This is a genomic window from Flavobacterium calami, from assembly GCF_038290035.1.
Lineage (GTDB): Bacteria > Bacteroidota > Bacteroidia > Flavobacteriales > Flavobacteriaceae > Flavobacterium > Flavobacterium calami.
This window is the reverse complement of the sequence record NZ_JBBYHS010000005.1, coordinates 143,843-167,816: the sequence shown is the minus strand read 5'-3', so window position 1 is coordinate 167,816 and position 23,974 is coordinate 143,843. Positions and strand designations below refer to the sequence as shown.

Annotated in this window: 16 protein-coding genes; all 16 read left to right on the top strand. The window is 34.5% G+C overall.

Annotated features, from left to right (window positions below; all coding sequences use genetic code 11):
* Nucleotide 1: 1 nt before the first annotated feature.
* The 16 genes from AAEO57_RS06095 to AAEO57_RS06020 all read left to right on the top strand — a co-directional run bounded on the left by AAEO57_RS06095 (nt 2) and on the right by AAEO57_RS06020 (nt 23,967).
* On the top strand, nt 2-1,192 hold the full coding sequence (locus tag AAEO57_RS06095) for a cytochrome c oxidase subunit II (protein ID WP_341690573.1): 1,191 nt from the start codon (nt 2-4) through the stop codon (nt 1,190-1,192).
* A 30-nt stretch (nt 1,193-1,222) separates the two neighbouring features.
* Nucleotides 1,223-3,025 carry a cytochrome c oxidase subunit I gene (locus tag AAEO57_RS06090; RefSeq protein WP_163408786.1) on the top strand — a complete coding sequence of 601 codons (1,803 nt, stop codon included), beginning with the start codon at nt 1,223-1,225 and terminating at the stop codon, nt 3,023-3,025.
* Nucleotides 3,026-3,131: 106 nt separating this feature from the next.
* Nucleotides 3,132-4,154 (top strand): Holliday junction branch migration DNA helicase RuvB, encoded by a 1,023-nt coding sequence (gene ruvB, locus AAEO57_RS06085; RefSeq protein ID WP_341690570.1) that lies wholly within the window; start codon nt 3,132-3,134, stop codon nt 4,152-4,154.
* 11 nt (nt 4,155-4,165) lie between these two features.
* The gene (locus AAEO57_RS06080; protein WP_341690568.1) at nt 4,166-5,518 is read left to right on the top strand and encodes a cytochrome P450; all 1,353 of its coding nucleotides are present in this window, start codon (nt 4,166-4,168) and stop codon (nt 5,516-5,518) included.
* A complete protein-coding gene (gene queG / locus AAEO57_RS06075; RefSeq protein ID WP_341690566.1) occupies nt 5,511-6,434 on the top strand; it encodes a tRNA epoxyqueuosine(34) reductase QueG in 924 nt (307 codons plus the stop codon). Before AAEO57_RS06080 ends, queG begins: the two co-directional genes overlap by 8 nt.
* Before the next feature lie 235 nt (nt 6,435-6,669).
* Nucleotides 6,670-7,095 (top strand): CBS domain-containing protein, encoded by a 426-nt coding sequence (locus AAEO57_RS06070; RefSeq protein WP_341690564.1) that lies wholly within the window; start codon nt 6,670-6,672, stop codon nt 7,093-7,095.
* 154 nt (nt 7,096-7,249) lie between these two features.
* Nucleotides 7,250-9,541: an NADP-dependent malic enzyme gene (locus AAEO57_RS06065; RefSeq protein WP_341690562.1), complete on the top strand. Its 2,292-nt coding sequence runs from the start codon at nt 7,250-7,252 to the stop codon at nt 9,539-9,541.
* 63 nt (nt 9,542-9,604) lie between these two features.
* A complete protein-coding gene (ruvA, locus tag AAEO57_RS06060; protein ID WP_341690559.1) occupies nt 9,605-10,186 on the top strand; it encodes a Holliday junction branch migration protein RuvA in 582 nt (193 codons plus the stop codon).
* 25 nt (nt 10,187-10,211) lie between these two features.
* Nucleotides 10,212-17,480 (top strand): T9SS outer membrane translocon Sov/SprA, encoded by a 7,269-nt coding sequence (sov, locus tag AAEO57_RS06055; protein ID WP_341690557.1) that lies wholly within the window; start codon nt 10,212-10,214, stop codon nt 17,478-17,480.
* 84 nt (nt 17,481-17,564) lie between these two features.
* Nucleotides 17,565-17,945, top strand: a complete 381-nt coding sequence (gcvH, locus tag AAEO57_RS06050; protein WP_341690555.1) for a glycine cleavage system protein GcvH — start codon at nt 17,565-17,567, stop codon at nt 17,943-17,945.
* 37 nt (nt 17,946-17,982) lie between these two features.
* Nucleotides 17,983-18,321 (top strand): VanZ family protein, encoded by a 339-nt coding sequence (locus tag AAEO57_RS06045; RefSeq protein ID WP_341690554.1) that lies wholly within the window; start codon nt 17,983-17,985, stop codon nt 18,319-18,321.
* Between the two features lie 84 nt (nt 18,322-18,405).
* Nucleotides 18,406-19,149, top strand: coding sequence for a deoxyribose-phosphate aldolase (gene deoC / locus AAEO57_RS06040; RefSeq protein ID WP_341690552.1), 744 nt, complete (start codon nt 18,406-18,408; stop codon nt 19,147-19,149).
* Entirely contained in the window at nt 19,149-21,290 is a 2,142-nt protein-coding gene (locus AAEO57_RS06035) for an energy transducer TonB (RefSeq protein WP_341690550.1), read from the top strand. The genes deoC and AAEO57_RS06035 overlap by 1 nt, the downstream gene beginning before the upstream one ends.
* Before the next feature lie 155 nt (nt 21,291-21,445).
* A complete protein-coding gene (gene cyoE / locus AAEO57_RS06030) occupies nt 21,446-22,348 on the top strand; it encodes a heme o synthase (protein ID WP_341690548.1) in 903 nt (300 codons plus the stop codon).
* Between the two features lie 2 nt (nt 22,349-22,350).
* Nucleotides 22,351-22,938 (top strand): cytochrome c oxidase subunit 3, encoded by a 588-nt coding sequence (locus AAEO57_RS06025; RefSeq protein WP_341690546.1) that lies wholly within the window; start codon nt 22,351-22,353, stop codon nt 22,936-22,938.
* Between the two features lie 42 nt (nt 22,939-22,980).
* Entirely contained in the window at nt 22,981-23,967 is a 987-nt protein-coding gene (locus AAEO57_RS06020) for a cytochrome c oxidase subunit 3 (RefSeq protein WP_341690544.1), read from the top strand.
* Nucleotides 23,968-23,974: the final 7 nt, after the last annotated feature.

Below are 23,974 nucleotides of genomic sequence, written 5' to 3'. Positions count from 1 at the left end.
GATGACAAGTTTGTTGGTAATTATAGTTTTAGTTTTATTAGCAGTTGCATTATGGCAATTGACCAAGATATTTGATCTTACTCAGGTAGGATCTTCTTCGGACGATTCTCAGGTTGCATCTGATAATGATAACAATGTTCAGGGGTATATTATGTTCGGCTTTTTGGCTTTCATTTATATCTTCACTATTTATGGTTTACTGAAATGGGGTAATTTAGCTCTTCATACGCCTGCTTCAGAGCATGGTCTTTTAGTAGATAATTTAATGAATATTACTTGGGTATTAATTTTTACAGTTCAGGTTATTACTCAGGGTTTACTATATTGGTTTTCTTTTAAATATAAAGGGAACAAAGATAAAAAAGCTTTATTTTTTGCTGATAGTAATAAATTAGAAGCAATTTGGAGTATTATTCCATCTGTTGTTTTGGCAATTTTAATTCTTTACGGATTGTATGCATGGAATAACATTATGTTTGTTGATAAAGATGAGGATGTTGTAGAGATTGAATTGTATGCTCAACAATTTAAGTGGACTGCAAGATATGCAGGACAGGATAATGTTCTAGGAAAAGCTAATGTTCGTTTAATTGAAGGGGTTAATACTTTAGGTGTTGATATGTCAGATCCTAATGCTCAGGATGACATCGTAGTAACTGAATTACATATTCCTAAAGGGAAAAAAGTACATTTCAAAATGCGTTCTCAGGACGTTTTACACTCAGCTTATTTTCCTCATTTTAGAGCTCAAATGAACTGTGTTCCTGGTATGGTAACTGAATTTGCTTTCGTTCCAACTTACACAACTGCTGAATATAGAGAGTTGCCTTTTATGGTTGAGAAAGTTGCAAATATCAACAAATTAAGAGCAGAGAAAAGTGCAGAACTTATTGCAAAAGGTGGTACAGCTTTAGATCCTTACACATTTGATTACTTATTATTATGTAATAAAATTTGCGGAGCTTCTCACTACAATATGCAAATGAAAGTTGTTGTGGATTCTCCTGAAGATTATAAAAAGTGGTTAAGTGAAAAAACAACTTTAGCTCAGGATATTAAAACAGCTGCGGCTGCTGAGAAACCAGCTGAAGGAGTTGAGCCAGCTACAGATACAACTGCAAAAATAAAAGATACTGTTAAAGCAGTTATTGATACTGTTAAAGCAGCTGTAGCAAAAGTTGCAGTTAAATAATATTATTAAGAAAATTTAAAGTATACATATATGTCAGCAGAAGCGCACGGTCACGATCACGGACACGATCACGAGCACGAACATCATCATAAAGACACGTTCATTACTAAATATATTTTTAGTATTGATCACAAAATGATCGCTAAGCAATACTTGATTACAGGTATTATAATGGGGATTATTGGTATTGCTATGTCTTTGCTTTTTAGAATGCAATTAGCTTGGCCTGAAGAATCTTTTAAAATATTTAATGTTTTATTAGGAGATAAATTTGCACCTGATGGTGTAATGGCAAATGATATCTATCTTGCTTTAGTAACAATTCATGGTACCATAATGGTATTCTTTGTACTTACTGCAGGTTTGAGTGGAACTTTCAGTAACTTACTTATTCCTCTTCAGATTGGCGCAAGAGATATGGCTTCAGGATTTATGAATATGATTTCATACTGGCTATTTTTCTTATCTGCGGTCGTAATGTTATGTTCTTTATTTGTTGAAGCTGGACCAGCTTCTGCAGGTTGGACTATTTATCCTCCATTAAGTGCTTTACCACAAGCGATTCCAGGATCAGGTACAGGTATGACTTTATGGTTGGTTTCAATGGCGATCTTTATTGCATCTTCATTAATGGGATCTTTAAATTACATTGTAACAGTTATTAACTTAAGAACAAAAGGTATGTCTATGACCAGACTACCTCTTACCATCTGGACATTCTTCGTAACAGCAATTATCGGTGTTATTTCATTTCCTGTTTTATTATCTGCAGCTTTATTATTGATTTTTGACAGAAGTTTTGGAACTTCATTCTTCTTATCTGATATTTATATTGCTGGTGAGGTATTACATTATCAAGGAGGATCTCCAGTATTATTTGAACACCTATTCTGGTTTTTAGGTCACCCTGAGGTTTATATTGTAATCTTACCTGCCATGGGTCTAGTATCTGAAATTATGTCAACGAATTCTCGTAAGCCTATTTTTGGATATAGAGCAATGATTATGTCTGTTCTTGCAATTGCATTTTTATCAACAATCGTTTGGGGTCACCATATGTTCCTTTCAGGAATGAATCCTTTCTTAGGATCTGTATTTACTTTTACAACTTTATTGATTGCAATTCCATCTGCTGTAAAAGCATTTAACTGGATTACAACTTTATGGAAAGGTAACTTACAATTCAACCCTGCGATGTTATTCTCTATTGGAATGGTTTCTACTTTCATCACTGGAGGTTTAACAGGAATCATTTTAGGAGATAGTACTTTAGATATTAACGTTCACGATACTTACTTTGTAATTGCTCACTTTCACTTAGTAATGGGTATTTCTGCACTTTACGGAATGTTTGCTGGTATTTACCACTGGTTCCCTAAAATGTATGGAAGAATGTTGAATAAAAACTTAGGTTATATTCACTTTTGGGTAACTGCAGTTTGTGCTTATGGAGTATTTTTCCCAATGCACTTTATCGGATTAGCTGGTTTACCAAGACGTTACTATACTAACACAAACTTCCCGTTATTTGATGATTTACAAAATGTAAATGTTTTAATTACGACATTTGCTCTTGTAGGAGGTGCATTCCAATTAGTATTCTTATACAACTTCTTTAGTAGTATTTTCTACGGTAAGAAAGCGGTTCAAAATCCTTGGAAATCTACAACTTTAGAGTGGACAACTCCAGTTGAGCATATTCACGGAAACTGGCCAGGAGAAATTCCTCATGTATATCGTTGGCCGTATGACTACAGTAACCCAAATCATGATGTAGATTTTGTTCCTCAAAATGTACCAATGAAAGAAGGTGAAGAAGTTTTACACCACTAAAATATTTTAAGAGACCATCAGAAATGATGGTCTTTTTGTTTCGTAAAATTTTTATCTGCGAACTTTTACTGTTTTAGAAACTGATTACTTTGTTTATCTTTGTAAGATGAATGAAAATCTAGATCCTACAACAAAAGGATACAACCCAGAAGAGTTAGATCTTGAAAAAAGATTGCGTCCGCTGTCATTTGATGACTTTGCCGGACAAGATCAAGTTTTAGAAAATTTAAAAGTTTTTGTGGCTGCTGCTAATCAGCGGGGTGAGGCACTTGATCATGCACTTTTTCATGGGCCTCCTGGACTTGGTAAAACTACATTGGCTAATATCTTGGCAAATGAGCTTGAAGTTGGAATCAAAATTACTTCTGGACCTGTATTAGACAAACCGGGTGATCTAGCTGGTTTATTAACTAATTTAGATGAAAGAGACGTTTTGTTCATTGATGAAATTCATCGCTTAAGTCCAGTAGTTGAGGAATATTTGTATTCTGCAATGGAAGACTTCAAGATTGATATTATGATTGAATCTGGTCCAAATGCAAGAACAGTTCAAATCAATTTGAATCCTTTTACTTTAATTGGCGCTACGACCCGGTCCGGATTGTTAACAGCTCCTATGCGTGCCCGTTTCGGAATATCTTCTCGGTTACAGTATTATACTACTGAACTTTTGACAACAATTGTTGAAAGAAGTGCGTCTATTTTAAAAATGCCTATTGATTTGGAAGCTGCAATTGAAATTGCAGGGAGAAGCCGTGGAACTCCTCGTATCGCAAATGCGTTGCTAAGAAGAGTTCGTGATTTTGCCCAAATTAAAGGAAACGGAAGAATTGATATAGAAATTTCAAGATATGCCTTAAAAGCACTTAATGTTGATGCTCATGGTCTGGATGAAATGGATAATAAAATATTGTTGACTATCATTAATAAATTTAAAGGAGGTCCTGTAGGGCTTTCAACTTTAGCGACAGCTGTTTCTGAAAGCAGTGAAACCATTGAGGAAGTTTATGAACCTTTTTTAATTCAGGAAGGATTTATAATGAGAACGCCTCGAGGTAGAGAAGTTACGGATAAGGCTTATAAACATCTTGGAAAAGTAAATACAAATTCTCAAGGAGAATTGTTTTAATACTGATAGGAATGTCTATAAGTAAAAAATATAATTATCCGACAAAGCTCTCTATTTTAAGATTTTTTGCGGATGCGGAAGGAGTTCGTAAAAATCCTATTCCTTATCATAAAAAATACTTTGACCAGTTTGGCGATTCATTTTCTATCAGAATAGGTAAATCGCGTCACATTATTTTGTCAAGGGACAACGAAGTGGCTCAGTATATACTTCAGAAAAATCAAAAGAATTATTATAAGTCTAAATTCCAGTCTTTTTATCTTTCCAAATATTTAGGAAAAGGTCTTTTGACTGTGGATGGTGAATTTTGGCTGAAGCAAAGAAGACTTATTCAGCCCGCTTTTCATAAACAAAAAATGAATCAGCTGGTTGATAATATGAATTTGACTATTGTCTCTGAGCTAAAAGAAATTGTTGTAGATGAAAAAGTGGATCTTTTTCCTAAAATGAGCGAAGTGGCATTTAATGTTGTGGCTAAATCATTATTTCAATTTTCTATTGAAGAAGAAAAACTGAATCGTATAAAGTACATTATCGAAGCGGTTCAGAATTTTCTAATTAAAGAAATTAGATTGCCACATAAAGCATGGTGGTTTTCAATTAGTGGTCAGGTAAAAGAACACCTTCAATTAGCAGAGGAAAACAATGAAATTATTAGAGGCATTATAGAAGAAAGGGTTGCTTCTAAAAATGAAGTAAATGATTTGCTGAATATGCTTTTGGAAACTCGTTATGAAGACACAGGGGATGGAATGTCTGTTGAACAATTAATAGATGAAATAAAAATTCTATTTATAGCGGGACATGAAACCACTGCTAACGCTCTCACTTTTACATTGCAATTATTAGGAAGTCATTCAGATGTACAGCAAAAGGTATTTGAAGAAATTCTTAAGGTTCAAGCGGAAAGTGAAAATATTGTGGAACAACTCCAAAAAATGACTTATATAAATGCAGTTTTGAATGAGTCAATGCGTTTGTATCCTCCGGCCTGGATAACAGACCGACAAAATGTTGAAGATGATGCTGTAGGTGAATTTAATATTAAGAAAGGAACTTTAATAGGTGTTTCTTTTTATGAATTACATCGTAATCCAAAATATTGGGACAACCCAGATCAATTCAATCCAGATCGATTTCTAGGGGAACAGAAAAAACAGTCTATGCAATATTTTTATCCTTTTGGAGCAGGTTCAAGAATGTGTATAGGTGCAGGTTTTGCTATTTATGAAATGTGTTTGGTAATAGCTCACATTATCAGAAGATACAAAATTACTTCGGTTGGGAATGTTATTAATTTTAACCCTTTAATCACCCTAAAGCCTGTTGGAATTGAAGTTATTTTTTCTAAAAGATATGATTAACTCCAAAGAAAAATATTCGAAATTTATAAAAGCTGAAGCAAAAAGACTTGGTTTTCTTTCTTGTGGTATATCGAAAGCAGGTTTCTTGGAAGAAGAAGCGCCCAGACTTGAAAAATGGTTAAAAAATAATTATAATGGTCAAATGGCCTATATGGAAAACCATTTTGATAAGCGTTTAGACCCTACGTTATTGGTTGATGATGCAAAAAGTGTGGTATCTCTGTTGCTAAACTATTATCCGTCTGAGGTGCAGAATAGCGAGAGTTATAAAATTTCAAAATATGCTTATGGTGATGATTATCATTTTGTTATCAAAGAAAAACTAAAAGAATTTCTTCATTCTATTCAGGAGAACATTGGAGAGGTTTCAGGACGCGCTTTTGTAGATTCTGCTCCGGTTTTGGATAAAGCATGGGCGAAAAAAAGTGGTTTGGGCTGGATTGGTAAAAACAGTAATTTATTATCTCAAAAAGTAGGTTCTTTTTATTTTATTGCAGAACTGATTTTAGATTTAGATTTAGAATACGATCACGCAGTAACAGATCATTGTGGCTCATGTACAGCCTGTATAGACGCTTGCCCGACCCAGGCCATAGTTGCTCCGTATGTAGTAGATGGCAGCAAATGTATTTCTTATTATACAATTGAGCTGAAGGAAAATATTCCATACGAAATGAAAGGTAAATTTGATGAATGGATGTTTGGCTGTGATACCTGTCAGGATGTTTGTCCCTGGAACCGTTTTTCTAAACCTCATGCCGAACCTTTATTCAACCCGAATCCTGAGTTGCTTTCTTTTTCCAAAAAGGACTGGGTGGAAATAACTGAAGAAACCTTTCGTGTAGTTTTTAAAAATTCTCCGGTCAAGAGAACTAAGTTTGATGGTCTCAAAAGAAATATTAAGTTTCTGGAATAATTTTATAAAAAAAAAACATATTTATAAAGGAGTTTAATTTCGGATAAAATGTAAAAACGTTGTGTTTTTCACAAAAAAGCGGTTGTGAATGATTCTTTTCTTTCAGACAATATTTAGAAATAGTTAAATATGTTGTAATGATTTAAAAATGAATTTATTAGGTATTAAAAATGGTTGATCTTTATCTCTATGTGTTCAATTTTTTTTAACTTTATAATCCTAAAATTTTTCAGATATGACTGTAAATCAAATACTAAACGCAAAAGGGAAAAATGTTTATTCCGTAAACTCAACAAGAACTGTTTATGAAGCATTGAAAGTAATGGGCGAAAAAAATATAGGCGCTATTCTTATTATCGATGGTTCAGAGTTAAAAGGGATATTATCTGAAAGGGATTATGCACGAAAAATTGTTTTAAAAGATAAATCATCAAAAGAGACTTTAGTTGATGAAATTATGGAAAGCACAGTTTTTACAGTCAAACTTTCGGATAATTTAGAAGATTGTATGGAACTCATGAGCACAAAAAGAATAAGACATCTACCGGTTTTAGAAGAAGGAATCGTTGTGGGGATTATTTCGATTAGTGATGTTGTAAAAGCGATTATTGAGTTACAAAAGGATACTATAAATCATCTTAACTCTTATATTTCACAATAACAATTTAAATAATAAAAATGTAGATAGCCCGAAATTATATCGGGCTATTTTTTTTATTCAAAAAATCAGTCTTTTTCAGTAAAAGTATAATTAAAAACAAATAGTTTTTAGCCCAAGTCTTATATCTTTGTAAGACACATTAAAGTGATAACGAATGAATAAAGATACTAAAAAGAGAGAAGCGTTATTGTATCATGCAGAACCAACTCCAGGAAAAATTCAGGTAGTTCCAACTAAAAAATATGCAACCCAAAGAGACTTGTCTTTGGCTTATTCTCCAGGAGTTGCAGAGCCATGCTTAGAAATTGCGGCAAACATTGAAGATGTTTATAAATATACAGCAAAAGGAAATTTAGTAGCCGTAATTTCAAACGGTACAGCTGTTTTAGGTCTTGGTGATATAGGTCCGGAAGCAGGGAAACCTGTTATGGAAGGAAAAGGTTTGTTGTTTAAAATTTTCTCTGATATTGATGTTTTTGATATTGAAATTGCAACAAAGGACGTTGAAGAATTTATTCAGACCGTAAAAAATATTGCTCCAACTTTTGGAGGGATTAATCTTGAAGATATTAAAGCACCGGAGTCTTTTGAAATCGAAAGGCGACTTATAGAAGAGTTAGATATTCCTGTAATGCATGATGATCAGCATGGTACAGCGATTATTTCTTCGGCAGCTTTAATTAATGCATTAGAATTGGCAGGAAAAAAAGCAGAAGATGTAAAAGTTGTAGTTTCTGGAGCAGGATCAGCTGCGATTGCTTGTACCGATCTATATGTATCGTTGGGTGTTAAAGTAGAAAACGTTTTAATGTTTAATAGTAAAGGACTTTTAACAAAAGATAATCCTTCGCTTTCAGAATTACAATTGAAGTATGCTGTGGAAGGTGCCAAAATTGATCTGGCAGAGGCTGTAAAAGATGCAGACGTTTTCATAGGGCTATCTTCAGGAAATATCTTGTCACCAGAAATGTTGTTATCAATGGCGGAAAACCCTATTGTGTTTGCGATGGCAAATCCAAATCCTGAAATCGATTATAATTTAGCTTTAGAAACCCGTAAGGATGTTATTATGGCCACAGGTCGTTCAGATTTTCCTAATCAGGTAAATAATGTTTTAGGTTTTCCTTACATCTTTAGAGGTGCTTTGGATGTCAGGGCTACAAAAATCAATGAAGCTATGAAAATGGCCGCTGTAAAAGCACTGGCTTCATTGGCAAAGCAATCTGTGCCGGAACAGGTAAATGTGGCTTACGGCGCAACAAAGTTAGGCTTTGGCCGTGAATATATTATTCCTAAACCATTTGATCCAAGACTCATTTCTGTAGTTGCGCCTGCAGTGGCAAAAGCGGCTATGGAATCGGGTGTTGCCAAAAATCCAATTACTGACTGGTTAGCTTATGAAGAAAAGCTGTTAGAGCGTTTAGGGAATGATAATAAAATGGTACGTTTGATAACAAACCGCGCCAAAATAGACCCGAAAAGAATTGTTTTTGCTGAAGCAGAGCATCTTAATGTTTTAAAAGCGGCTCAAATTGTATATGAAGAGGGTATTGGTTTTCCAATTCTATTAGGTAATAAGGAAATCATTTTAGAACTTAAGAAAGAGTTAGGCTTTGATGCAGATGTAGAAATTATCGATCCTAAAACAAACGAAGAAGAAGCCAGACGTAACAGATTTGCAAATTCATATTGCGAAACAAGGGAAAGAAGAGGGGTTTCTTTATTAGATGCTCAGAGATTTATGCGCGAAAGAAACTATTTTGCCGCAATGATGGTAAATGAAAATGATGCAGATGCAGTTGTTACCGGACACTCAAGAAGCTATCCTTCAGTTTTAAAACCAATGCTGCAATTAATAGGTAAAGCAAATGGAGCTTCACTTGTAGCAACAACAAACATGATGTTGACAGCCAGAGGACCTATGTTTTTATCGGACACAGCAATTAACATAAACCCTTCTGCGGAAGATTTGGTAAATATCGCTGTGATGACTTCTAAAACGGCTAAAATGTTTGGGGTCGAGCCTGTTATTGCAATGGTTTCTTATTCTAATTTTGGTTCATCAACCCATCAAAACGCTTCAAAGGTAAGAGAAGCAGTTGCTTTTTTGCATAAAAATTACCCGGATATGATTGTTGATGGAGAAATCCAAGCCGATTTTGCTTTGAATTCAGAAATGCTTGAGGAGAAATTTCCTTTCTCTAAATTGGCAGGAAAAAAAGTAAACACACTTGTATTTCCTAACTTAGAGGCCGCAAATATTACATATAAATTATTAAAAGAATTGTACAAAGTTAATTCTATCGGACCAATAATGATGGGAATGCTTAAGCCGATTCATATTTTTCAATTAGGTGCAAGTGTTGAAGAGATGGTCAATATGGCTGCGATTGCGGTTATTGATGCTCAGGAAAAAGAATTGAAAAAAAATAAACAGATAAAATAACAGGGATTATACGGTTGTTAATATTGTCTTAATTTTGTTATATTTGGCACCACAATTAGTATTATGATAGCACATTTGCAAGGAAAATTAGTCGAGAAGAACCCAACAGAAGTTATTATTGATTGTGCCGGCGTCGGGTATCAGGTCAATATTTCTCTTCATACTTTTTCATTAATTCCTGACAATGAATTTATAAAATTGTATACGCATCTTTTAATTAAAGAAGATGCGCATACTTTATATGGTTTTGTAGAAAAATCTGAAAGAGAAATATTCAGGATGCTGATATCAGTTTCGGGTATTGGAGCTAATATTGCAAGAACAATGCTTTCTTCTATCGAGCCAAAGCAAATTATAAATGCAATTGCTTCGGGTGATGTAGGTATTATACAGTCTATTAAGGGTATTGGGAATAAAACAGCCCAAAGAGTAATATTAGATTTGAAAGAAAAAGTCTTAAAATTATACGATTTAGATGAAGTTTCTATTGTTCAAAACAATACAAACCGAGATGAGGCGTTATCTGCTTTAGAAGTTTTAGGTTTTGTTAGGAAAGCCTCGGAAAAAGTTGTTGAAAGAATCGTAAAAGAGGATCCTGAGGCTACTGTAGAAACCATCATCAAAAAAGCCTTAAAAGCTTTGTAATTACTATTAAAGACACCTGAATTGTATGCGTAAAATTTTACTTTTTTTACTGGTTTTATTTTGTGGTAATGCTTTGCGTGCCCAGGTAAATCCAACAACTCAGGATACTACCCAGACAGGGTTTTCAGTTGGTAAACTAGAATTGCAGAACCCGCCAAGTGTACTTTCGGGATATAAGTACGATCCAGTCTCAGACCGATATATTTATACAAAATCAGTAGATGGTTTTTCCATCGATTATCCTTTGGTTTTAACACCTAAAGAATACGAAGATTTACTTCTGAAAGAATCAAGAAGAAATTACTTCAGAGAGAAAATGAGCGCTATTGATGGTAAAAAAAACGGTAGTGAAGAAGCTAAGAAAAATTTATTACCAAGATATTATATTAATTCAAGCCTTTTTGAATCAATTTTCGGGAGCAATACAATTGATGTAAAACCTACAGGTTCTGTTGAAATGGATTTGGGATTACGCTATAGCAAGCAGGATAATCCATCTTTTTCTCCAAGAAATAGATCAAGTCTAACTTTTGACTTTGATCAAAGAATAAGTATGAGTTTAATGGGTAAGGTAGGTACCAGATTAGAAGTGAATGCTAATTATGATACCCAGTCTACATTTGCTTTTCAAAATCTTTTCAAACTTGCGTATACTCCAACAGAAGATGATATTGTTCAGAAGATAGAGGTCGGCAACGTGAGTATGCCTTTGAATAGCACATTAATTCGAGGGGCTCAGAGTCTGTTTGGTGTAAAAGCGCAACTTCAATTTGGAAAAACAACAGTTACCGGAGTTTTCTCAGAACAAAAGTCACAAACAAAAAGTGTGGTTGCAGAAGGCGGAGGAACTGTTCAAAATTTTGATTTGTATGCCTTGGATTATGACAGCGACAGACACTTCTTTTTATCACAATATTTTAGAGACAGGTACGATGCTTCGTTAAAGAATTATCCTTTGATTGATAGTCGGGTACAAATTACAAGATTGGAAATTTGGGTAACCAATAAACAAAATCGTGTTAGTACGACAAGCAATAATTTACGAAATGTTATCGCACTTCAGGATTTAGGAGAAGCACAGCTTACAGGAATGCCTGACTCTGAAGTCGTAGTTGTAGATACCTCTACTGGATTTTTTAACAAGCCGGTTGATTCTCCAACTGATAATGAGAATAATAAATATGATCCTGCCTTAATAGTTAATAACGGTGGTTTTTTAAATTCGAATATTAGGGAGATTGTTACTGCCAGCAAAGGCTTTAATAATGCTGATCCTAACAGAAGCGAAGGTAGAGATTACTCAATACTTGAAAATGCCAGAAAATTAACAACTACTGAGTATACATTTAATCCTCAGTTAGGATACATCTCTTTGCAGCAGCGTTTGGCTAACGATGAAATTTTGGCTGTAGCCTATGAATATACTGTTGGCGGACAAGTGTATCAGGTAGGAGAGTTTGGTAGTGATGGGGTTGACGGTACAGTAGTGACAGGGAGTGCTCAAAATAATAATCAGGCCGTTATTACACAAAGTTTGATTTTGAAAATGCTAAAAAGCAGTTTGACAAATGTTAATAATCCGGTTTGGAATCTGATGATGAAAAATATTTATCAAATTCCGGGAGCTTATCAGATAAAACAAGACGATTTTAGGTTTAATATCCTTTATACAGATCCTTCGCCAATAAATTATATAACTCCTGTTGAAGGTTCGGATTTTCCTTCAAACCCTGACGCAGATATGAAAGTAAAGGATACTCCTTTACTAAATGTTTTTGATGTAGATCGTTTAAATTATAATAATGATCCACAAGCAGGAGGAGATGGTTTTTTTGATTTTGTACAGGGAATTACGGTTGATGCCCAAAACGGAAGAATTATTTTTACAAGAAAAGAGCCTTTTGGAGAACGTCTGTTTGAAAAATTAAAAACAAGTCCTGGTGAATCTTATGATGCCCCGGGAACATATAATCCGAACCAAAAGAAATATGTGTTCAGAAACATGTATAAATCTACTCAGGCGGGAGCCTTACAGGATAGCGATAAAAATAAATTTTTATTAAGAGGAAAATACAAATCATCAGGAAATGACGGAATTCCTATCGGAGCTTTTAATGTTCCGCAAGGTTCTGTTGTGGTCACTGCCGGAGGAAGGGTTTTAGTTGAAGGTATTGATTATAGTGTCGATTATCAGTTAGGAAGGGTTCAGATTTTAGATCCTTCTTTGCAGGCTTCAAACACTCCTATAGAAGTTTCGTTGGAAAATAATTCGGTTTTTGGGCAACAGACCAGAAGATTTATGGGATTCAATGTAGAACATAAAATATCGGATAAATTTTTAATTGGCGGGACTTATTTAAAAATGACCGAAAGACCATTTACTCAAAAATCAAGTTACGGTCAGGAATCTGTAAATAACACTATTTTTGGGTTTAACGGAAATTATTCAACTGAAATTCCATTTTTTACAAGACTGGTAAATAAACTTCCAAACATTGATACAGATGTACCTTCTAACCTTTCGATAAGAGGGGAGGTTGCTTTTTTAAAGCCGGATGCACCAAAAGCCAGTGATTTTGAAGGAGAAGCTACTATATATGTAGATGATTTTGAAGGTTCGCAAACAACCATAGATATGCGATCTGCTTATGCATGGACACTGGCTTCGACACCATTTATCAATAATGCAGGAGATAAAACTTTTGGAGCAGATTTGAACAGTCTTGAGTATGGCTATAAAAGAGCAAAACTCGCTTGGTATTCTATCGATCCGATTTTTTACACCCAAAAACCAGATGGAATATCAAATGACGATTTATCGTTGAATACTAGCAGAAGGATTTATAGTAAAGAGTTATATCCAAACACAGATATTGCACAAGGTCAGCTGCAAGTAATCAATACCCTTGATTTAACTTACTATCCTTCTGAAAGAGGGCCTTATAATAATAATCCTGATTTTTCCACAAATCCGGCAAACGCCAATTTCGGAGGAATTATGCGTTCTCTAAATTCGACCAATTTTGAGCAAAGTAACGTTGAGTATATTCAGTTTTGGGTACTGGATCCTTACGAAGGAAATGCTTCAGCTCAGGCTTCAAATGTTGGAAAAATATATTTTAACCTGGGGGAAGTTTCTGAAGATATTTTGAAAGATGGAAGAAAGCAATACGAAAACGGACTTGGTCCGGATCAAATCATAGCTCAGCCAACTACGGGAATTGCACATTGGGGAGATGTTCCGGCTTCGCAATCCTTAATTTATGCTTTTGATAATAATGCGGGGAACAGGGCTAACCAGGATGTTGGGTTAGATGGTTTGCCAAATAGCAGAGAGGGTTCTATTTATACCAATTATGCAGGAGAAGATGATCCTGCAGCAGATAATTATACCTATTTTCTAAATACTGATGGAGACGTTCTGAACCGTTACAAAAAATATAATGGTGTTGATGGAAACTCAGCGGTAGATATAAATGATGCCAACAGAGGATCAACGACTTTACCTGATGTTGAGGATATCAATCGGGATAATACTATGAATACGATTAATGCGTATTATGAATATAGTATTGATATCAGGAAAGGGATGGAAATAGGACAAAATTATATTACAGATATTAAGAATGTAGTAAGTGATGTTTTGCCTAATGGAACAACTACACAAGCCAGATGGATTCAGTTTAAAATACCTGTTACTCAGCCTCAAAATAAAATTGGTAATATTTCTGATTTCAGGTCTATCCGTTTTATGAGAATGTTTATGACCGGATTTAACGAACAGATTACAGTGCGTTTTGGAGCTTTAGATTTAGTAAGAGGTGAATGGAGGAGGTATGATGGTACTCTTGACGCATCAGATACAAACCCAGCGGGAGACGGAACAGATTTTGATGTTCAGGCAGTAAATATTCAGGAAAACAGTACAAAATGCCCGGTAAATTATGTTATGCCGCCAAATGTTCAGAGAGAGCAGTTGTATAATAATAATACAGTAATCAATCAAAACGAACAATCGTTGGCATTACGTGTATCAGGAAACGGATTGGAAGAACAGGATTCAAGAGCTGCTTTTAAAAATGTAAGTCTTGATATGCGTCAGTACAAAAAACTGAAAATGTTTCTTCATGCTGAATCATTGGAAAAAGAAGTTGCTCTTGGTGATAATGAGATGATAGCTTTTATTCGTTTTGGGAATGATTTTACAGAAAACTTTTATCAGATTGAAATTCCGTTAAAAGTAACTCCAACTGGAGGAGGCTGTAATATAAATCCCGATTTAGTCTGGCCTGAGCAGAACGCAATGGATTTAGCTCTTTCTTTATTGACCAAAATGAAAATAAAGGGAATGAGCATAGATCCTTCAAAACGAGATGTTAATGGCATTTATTACCCTGACGAAGACGGAGATATTACAGGAGATATTGATTTAAGGGATGGTGATAGCAGATTGAAATTAGGGATCAAAGGAAATCCTAATTTTGGGATGGTTAGAAATTTAATGGTAGGTTTGAAAAATGGTAATAGTGGTAATAGCGGTGCTGCCAATGAGAAAAAGATAAAAGGAGAAGTCTGGTTTAATGAGCTTCGTCTGTCTGATATGGATAATAAAGGCGGTATGGCAGCTATTTTAAACATCGATACCAATATGGCCGATTTTGCTACTGTTTCAGCGACTGGCCGAAAAAGTACTATCGGATTTGGATCTATTGAAGAAGGAGCAAACGAAAGAGACCGTGAAGATATTCAGCAGTATAATATTGTTACAAATTTAAATTTAGGAAAATTATTACCTCCTAAATGGGGCATAAACCTTCCGTTTAATTATGCTATTGGTGAAGAGGTAATTACGCCAGAATATGATCCTTTTAATCAGGATATTAAATTGGAGCAACTGCTAAATGAAACTACCGATCAGGCTCAAAAAGACAATATTAAAAACAGGGCGATAGATTATACCAAACGCAAAAGTATCAATTTCATTGGTGTAAGAAAAGACAGAGCTCCTGAGCAAAAGGCTCATGTTTACGATGTAGAGAATTTTACATTTTCTCAATCCTATAATCAGGTAGAACGTCATGATTATGAAATTGAAGATTATGAAGATGAATTGTCAAACTCGTCTGTAAACTATGCTTATACGTTTCAGCCAAAAGAAGTTGTGCCTTTCAAGCAGACGAAATTCATGAAAAAAAGTGAATACTGGAAATTGTTGAGCGACTTCAATTTTAATTATTTGCCTTCTAATATTTCATTCAATACCAATATTATCAGACAAAGCAACCGTCAGCAATTCAGACAGGTTGAGGATGTTCAGGGAATAGGTTTGGATGCTCTGTACAGAAGAAATTTTGCCTACAATTATCAATACGGGTTTGGATTTAACCTCACAAAATCTTTAAAATTAAACTATAACGCGTCTTCAAATAATATCGTAAAAAATTATATGAATGATGATAGTACGCCAAAAGAAGATTTTAATATCTGGGATGATTATTTTGATATAGGAACACCTAATCAGCACACGCAGCAGTTGATTTTAAATTACGATATCCCAATTTATAAATTGCCGATTTTCAGTTTTGTAAAAGCAAATTATTCCTATACGGCAGATTATAACTGGCAGCGTTCTTCAACAGCATTGTCTGAGTATGTTGAAGAAAATCCGGATGGTTCTACTACAACATACAATTTAGGGAACACAATTCAGAATGCAAATTCGAATACACTGAGCACTACTCTAAATATGACAATGTTGTATAAGTATTTAGGATTAACCCCGGGGTCAAAGGCAGCAAAACCAAAGCCAACTGCGCCTCCAAAACCAGGAGAGAAAATAGTAAATACCAATAAGCCTGTTGCGGCCAGAAGCCCTTTTTATGATGGTTTAATCGGAGTTTTGACAAGTGTAAAAAATGTTCAGATAAATTATACCGAAAATAGCGGAACTGTTTTACCGGGATATACGCCAGGTATCGGATTTTTAGGAACCTCAAAGCCAACTTTAGGCTTTATTTTTGGAAGTCAGGACGACGTGCGTTATGAAGCTGCGAAAAATGGATGGTTGACAAGTTATCAGAATTTCAATCAAAACTATACTCAGGTAAATACTAAATTGTTAAAGGTAACTGCAAACCTTGATTTATTCCCTGATTTTAAAGTGGATTTGACTATGGATAGATCTTACTCTGAAAATTCATCAGAACAATATACCGTTAGGGATTCTATAGGAGGGTTGTATTATAAGCCTTTGTCGCCTTACACATACGGAATGTTTTCTATTTCTACAGTATTAATCAAAACTGCATTTTCTACAAGTGATGTTAATCAGTCTGCAGCGTTTGATGATTTTAGAGAAAACCGTTTAACAATCGCTAACCGCCTGGCTGAAGAACATTATGGAGCAGGAAATGCGATTCCAAGATATGGAGACTCAAATAATCCGATACCACCTGAAACAGATCCAAATTATAAGCTATATGAGTCCAATAAAGGATATCCGATAGGTTTTGGAAAAAGCAATCAGGCTGTTTTATTGCCTGCCTTTTTAGCGGCTTATACAGGAAGTGATGCATCTGGTGTTTCGACTGGGATTTTTAGAAGTTTCCCTATTCCGAACTGGAGTATAAAATACAATGGACTTATGCGTTATAAATATTTCAAAGACAGATTTAAACGTTTTTCTTTGCAGCATAATTACAGGGCTTCTTATACAATTAATCAGTTTAGATCTAATTTTGATTATAACGAAAATCCGGATGGGACAGATGTAAATGGTAATTTCTTCAATAAAACGGTTATGTCAAATGTCAATTTGGTAGAACAGTTTAGTCCGTTGATTCGTGTAGATTTTGAATTGAAAGGATCATTAAGAGTACTTACAGAAGTTAAAAAAGACAGGGCTTTATCTATGAGTTTTGATAATAATTTATTGACAGAGGTAAAAGGTCTTGAATATGTAGTTGGTTTAGGATATCGCTTTAAGGACGTGATTTTTTCATCGACATTAGCAGATAATCCAACCGGAATTATAAAAAGCGACATTAATATCAAAGCGGATTTCTCCTATAGAAATAATCAGACTTTGGTTCGTTATCTGGATTATGACAACAATCAGCTGGCAGCAGGACAAAATATATGGGCGTTAAAACTTACGGCCGACTATGCTTTTAGCAAGAACCTCACGGCTATATTTTATTATGATCATTCGTTTTCGAAAGCGGTTGTTTCTACATCATTTCCTTTAACGAATATTCGTTCAGGATTTACATTACGATATAATTTCGGAAATTAATTTTGTGATTATAAACTAATTTTCATTATAAGATTGTTACATTTGTTGCATCAAAATTAATTATCAAATTTTACAAATACGATTATGAGCATACCAGCAAATTTAAAGTACACAAAAGATCACGAATGGGTTAGCATCGATGGAGATGTTGCAACAGTAGGAATTACTCATTTTGCTCAAAAAGAGTTGGGTGATATTGTGTATGTTGAAGTAGAAACTTTAGATCAGACACTTGAGAAAGACGAAGTTTTCGGAACTGTTGAGGCTGTAAAAACAGTTTCTGATTTATTTTTGCCTTTATCAGGTGAAATTATTGCTTTTAATGAAGAACTGGAAAGTACTCCTGAAGCGGTGAATTCTGATCCTTACGGAGCAGGATGGATGATTAAGGTTAAAATTGCAAACGCTTCAGAAATTGATTCATTGTTGTCAGACGAAGCATATAAAGAATTGATAGGTGCCTAAACAACTGCTTTTATTGTGGGCTCTAATTTGCACAGGGATGATAACCTATCTTTGTCTGACAGACTCGGGTAATATTCCGGCTGTAAGTTTTCCCAGTATTGATAAAATAGTGCATTTCTGTTTTCATTTCGGGTTTACGATTTCATGGATTTTGTTTTTCAAAAAGGAACTTAAAGGAAAGGCAACGGATGACTATAAAGCCTATTTGATTTCGTTTATATTTTCAGTTTTTTTTGGAATAACCATTGAAATACTTCAGGGTATTTTTACCAAAACAAGAGCGTCAGATGTAGCAGATATTTTAGGCAATGCTATAGGAGCCACAGCAGCTGTGTTTACGGCGATAGCTTTTAAAAAGCAGATAGACAGAATATAAAATATAAATTCCCGCTTCGGTGGGTTTTTTTATTTTATGAATTTTAAATGTACTTTTGCCGTAATTCCATGTAAACTTAAAGCCATGAATATCAAGCAATATTTAGATTCCACTTACTTAAAAACTGCTTCTCAGGCCGGTCTTTCGGAAACGGAAAATGATATTGTGGTTGAAAATACAATCGTTGAGGCTATTAATGAAGGTTTTAAGCTAATCATGATTCGGCCGGAATATGTTGCTTTGGCTAAAAAAATGATTTCAAAGGCAAATACGAATCTTTTGGTTGGTACAGTGATAGATTTTCCGGAAGGGAAATCAGATTTGGAGACAAAAATTAAGGAAGCAAATGAAGCAATAGCCAACGGCGCAGATGATCTGGATTTTGTCTGTAATTATGAAGCCTTCAAAAATGGAGATACAGAATTAGTAAAACAGGAGGTTTTAATAACAACACAAATAGGACTGGCAAATAATAAAACAGTAAAATGGATTATTGAAACAGCCGCTTTAAACGAAAAAGAAATTATTCAGCTTTCATCTTTAATAAAAAATATTGTTGTTTCAAATTTTAAAGAAGAAGAGTTCGCTTCGGTCTTTGTAAAGTCATCAACGGGTTTTTATAAAACTCAGGGTGATTTGCCAAATGGAGCTACTATTCCTGCTATAATTATGATGCTTGAAAATGCTTCTCCATTGCCGGTAAAAGCTTCCGGAGGTGTTAAATCATACGAAGAGGCAATAGAAATGATTCGTTTAGGAGTGAAACGAATCGGAACTTCATCTGCAAAGGCAATTGCAAATGGAGAAAATACCACAAATCAATACTAATGAAAATCAATACTATTTTGAATAAAAGTTTTTTAACTTTCTGCCTGACGTTATTATCCTTGTCTGTTTTTTCTCAGGAAACAAATAAATCTTCTGTTAAGCCGGGTTTCACCGCTGAACGTTTTCCGGTTTTTCCTAATTGCGAAAATTTAGAATCTAAAAACTTAGAAAATTGTTTTTATAAAGAAGTTCAGGATTTCGTGTATCAAAATTTTGAAGTGCCTGAAAATTTAAAACAGGCAAATTATAAAGGCGAAGTTAAAGTGTTATTTGAAGTGGATGCGAACGGAGTTTTTAAGGTGATTTACGTAAATGCAACAAATGATGATTTGAGTAAAGAAGCCAAACGTGTTTTTGAAAAATTTCCTAATATAAAACCTTCAACCTACAACGGTACTGCAACATATTCTAAATACACGATTTCAATTAATGTACCACTAAAAAGTTCTGAGCAAATTGCAGCAGAAACTCTGGCTGCTGCCGAAATTATAAAACCAACAGAAAAACCAATGACTGAACTGGATAGTATTGTGTATAAAAAATACAATAATCCTGAATTCGAAAGTCATTTGAATATTCCTTTTTCTCATAGTTATTATGCACAGTTTGATGGCGCTATGAATCAGGTGGGGAGCAATAATCATACGGCTTCGAAGCCTTATACTTATGCAGAGGTTTCAAAATATTATAACTTAAAAGCGGTAAATGAATCGCTTCAAAAAAAGACTTCAACATGGTTGGGTAGGAAGTGGTGGAATGAAAATATGGTTCAGATTCAGGGAGAAGATTATTGGTTGTCTTTTAATCCAATTGTGGATTTGCAACTGGGTAAGGCTTCTGATCTTGATGCATCGTATACTTATGTAAACACACGTGCTGTAAATTTTAGAGGAGGTTTGGGAAAACAAATTAATTTTACCACTACAATTTTTGAAAGTCAGGGAAGATTTGCAGGTTACTATAATGATTATGCCAACTCTTTAAAACCTTCAGGAGGAAATCCAGCTATTATTCCGGGTATGGGAATTGCAAAACAGTTCAAAACCGACTCTTATGATTTTCCTTTAGCAGAAGCTAATATTTCATATTCACCAAGTAAATTCTTTGATTTCCATTTGGGTTATGGAAGAAATTTTCTTGGAGACGGATACCGTTCTTTGCTTCAAAGTGATGGAGTGAGCCCTTCTCCTTATTTTAAAATTAACACCACTTTCTGGAAAATAAAATACACCAGTACTTATATGTGGCTAAAAGATGTTCGTCCGGAAGTTACGGTAGAAAAAACGTATGCGTCAAAATATATGGCAAACCATTATTTGAGCTGGAATGTTTCAAACAGACTGAATTTAGGTTTTTTTGAATCTGTTGTCTGGACAGATACCAATAATAGAGGTTTCGATGTGAATTTTATAAATCCTATAATATTTTATCGTTCAGTTGAGTTTGCGTCGTCTTCTAAAAGTGGAAATGCTCTTTTAGGATTTACCTCTAAATATAAATGGAACAATAATGTCAATTTATATGGGCAGTTTTTGATTGATGAATTTTCATTTAGTGAAATAAAGGCAGGAGAGAACAGCTGGAAAAGTAAATTTGGCTATCAGTTAGGAGCTAAATATTTTAATGCATTCAGGGTTAAGGATTTACTACTTCAGTTAGAATACAATCATGTGCGCCCTTATGTATATTCGCATAGTGCTGTTATTACTAATTACGGACATAACAATCAAAGTGTAGGGCATCAGTGGGGAGGTAATTTTGAAGAACTAATCGCTATAGGGCGTTATCACAAAGGCCGTCTTTTTGCTGATGCGAAACTTACTGTAGGGAAAAGAGGTTTAGATTTTGATACTGCAGAAGACTCTTTTAATTATGGAGGGAATATTTATAAAAGTTATGAAGAGAAACGTCCTTACGACACTGGTGTAAAAGTGGGGCAGGGGAACAAAACCAACATTTTTATTGCAGATATTCAGGGTGGTTACTTAATAAATCCTATGACAAATCTGAAACTTTACGGAAGTTTCATTTATAGAAATTTCGATCCGATGCAAAACACGGCCACTACTTTTAAGCAAAGTACAACCTGGTTTACAATAGGATTGCGTTCTGATCTCTTCAACTGGTATTTTGATTATTAATATTTAATAAGATTTTTCGAGAGAAATGTGTTAAATATTGGCAAGTCCTTATTTTGTAAAGGTTTTATCGAAAAAATCTAATTTTATAGTTCAGAATTCTATAATCTAATTTGTACATTTGCACCACTCAAAAAAATAGACAAATAATTACAGTATTGAACGCTACTAAAAATACAATTTCATTAAAATCAATATTTCTGGATTTCAAAGAGATTACCAAAGCTGGTTTAGCTATCAGTGTTTTGTTTTCTTCAATTGCGGGATATTTGTTAGGCGTGAATGCTGAAAACCCTTTTCAGTGGAGTGTTTTGGCAGTTTTGATGGTTGGTGGTTATTGTATGGTTGGAGCTTCAAATGCTTTTAATCAGGTAATCGAAAAGGATATTGATTCATTAATGGATCGTACTAAAAACCGTCCTGTTCCTTCGGGACGGATGTCTCCAAAAGTAGCTTTACTGGTTGCAAGTTTGCTTACAATTGCAGGAATTGCTTTACTTTATACCATAAATGCAAAGTCGGCGATGTTTGCAGCAATTTCAATATTTTTATATACAAGTATTTATACACCTTTAAAAACGGTAACTTCGTTATCTGTTTTTGTAGGCGCTTTTCCAGGGGCAATTCCGTTTATGTTAGGATGGGTTGCGGCTACAGGAGAATTTGGAATAGAGGCAGGTACCTTGTTCTTAATTCAGTTTTTCTGGCAGTTCCCTCATTTTTGGGCGATCGGATGGTTTTTATATGAGGATTATGAAAAGGCTGGGATTTTTATGCTTCCTACCGGAAAAAAAGATAACGGGACAGCCTTGCAGGTTATTTTATATACAGTTTGGCTGGTTATTGCTTCATTATTACCGGTGTTAGGTTATACAGGTCAATTGTATCTTACTCCAGTAGCTGCAATATTAGTTTTCTTATTAGGACTCTGGATGTTGTTTTATGCAGTACGGTTATATAAGTTAAGAACTGCAAAATCTGCAAGAACCTTAATGCTGGTAAGCGTTTCGTATATTTCGTTATTGCAGATTGTGTATATAGTAGATAAATTTTTAAGATAGTTATGGAAATGACAATGAAAATAAACGAAGAACAAGTGAGAAAATCAAAATCGGCAAAACTGATTTTGTTATTCGCAATGGTAAGTATGACTATGATGTTTGCCGGACTTACCAGTGCATTTGTAGTAAGTAAATCTAGGGCAGACTGGTTGCAGAACTTTCAGATACCAAGTGCATTCTTTTTTAGTACAGCGGTAATCATTGGTTGTAGTGTTACTTTTTATCTTGCTAAGAGAGCAATTTCAAACGACAACAGAAGTACTACTAGTGCTTTTCTTTTAGGTACATTAGTTCTTGGAGTTCTGTTTGTAATTTTGCAATTTGTGGGATTCGGTCAGATTATAGAAAGCGGTTATTATATGACAGGTCAGGGTAGTTCAATTACCACAACTTTCCTTTATGTAATTGCAGTTATGCACTTATTGCACCTAGTGGGCGGGTTAATTTCACTTTTAATTATAATTTATAATCATTTTAAACAAAAATACAATTCAACTCAAACTCTTGGAATAGAACTAGGTGCGATGTATTGGCACTTTTTAGACCTTTTGTGGGTATTATTATTTTTGTTTTTATATTTCTTTAAATAAGAAAAAAACGTAAATTTGGGAACTTTTTAACGAATATCTTTTATGGAAGCGACAGTTACTACTGCAAATAACAACGAAAAAACATGGGGAGGCGGAGATGATATCCAGCCATTAGGAGCAAGTTATGGTAAAATGATGATGTGGTTTTTTATCGTATCAGATGCCTTGACATTCTCTGGATTCCTTGCTGCATATGGTTTTTCAAGATTTAAATTTATTGAAACATGGCCGTTGGCTGACGAAGTGTTTACTCACTTTCCATTTATGCATGGTGTTTCGGCTCCAATGTATTATGTGGCATTGATGACTTTTATTTTGATTTTCTCATCTGTAACTATGGTTTTGGCTGTTGATGCAGGTCATCAGTTGAAAAAGACTAAGGTTGCAATTTATATGTTCTTAACTATTATTGGAGGTTTTATTTTCGTTGGTTCACAAGCCTGGGAATGGAAAAACTTCATTAAAGGAGAGTATGGTGCAGTAGAAACAGCAGGAGGAAGTTTGTTGCAGTTTGTTGACAAAGATGGTAAAAGAGTTGCTCTTGCAGATTTTGCAGTAAAATTACCAGAACAAAGAGAAGCTTTGACAAGAAGCCATTCAACCTGGTTCATGGAAGATGCAGAAACACAGCCAACCTATACAGTTGCTGAAGTTCAGGCTGGATTTAAAGCGCATCCTGAATTATTAATCAGAACTGAAAAACTTACTGAACATAAGAAAAAAACTGTTTTGTCAAGAGAAGAGTCTGAAACAAATTTAGCAAATGCAAAATATGTAGTAGAAGGAGCTAACCTGACAAGAAATGAATATGGAAGTAAATTATTTGCTGATTTCTTCTTCTTTATTACAGGTTTTCACGGATTCCACGTATTTTCAGGAGTTATTATTAATATTATTATTTTCTTTAATGTTTTATTAGGAACTTACGAGAAAAGAAGAAGCTACGAAATGGTAGAGAAAGTTGGATTATACTGGCACTTTGTAGATTTAGTTTGGGTATTTGTATTTACAGTTTTCTACTTAGTTTAATTTTAGA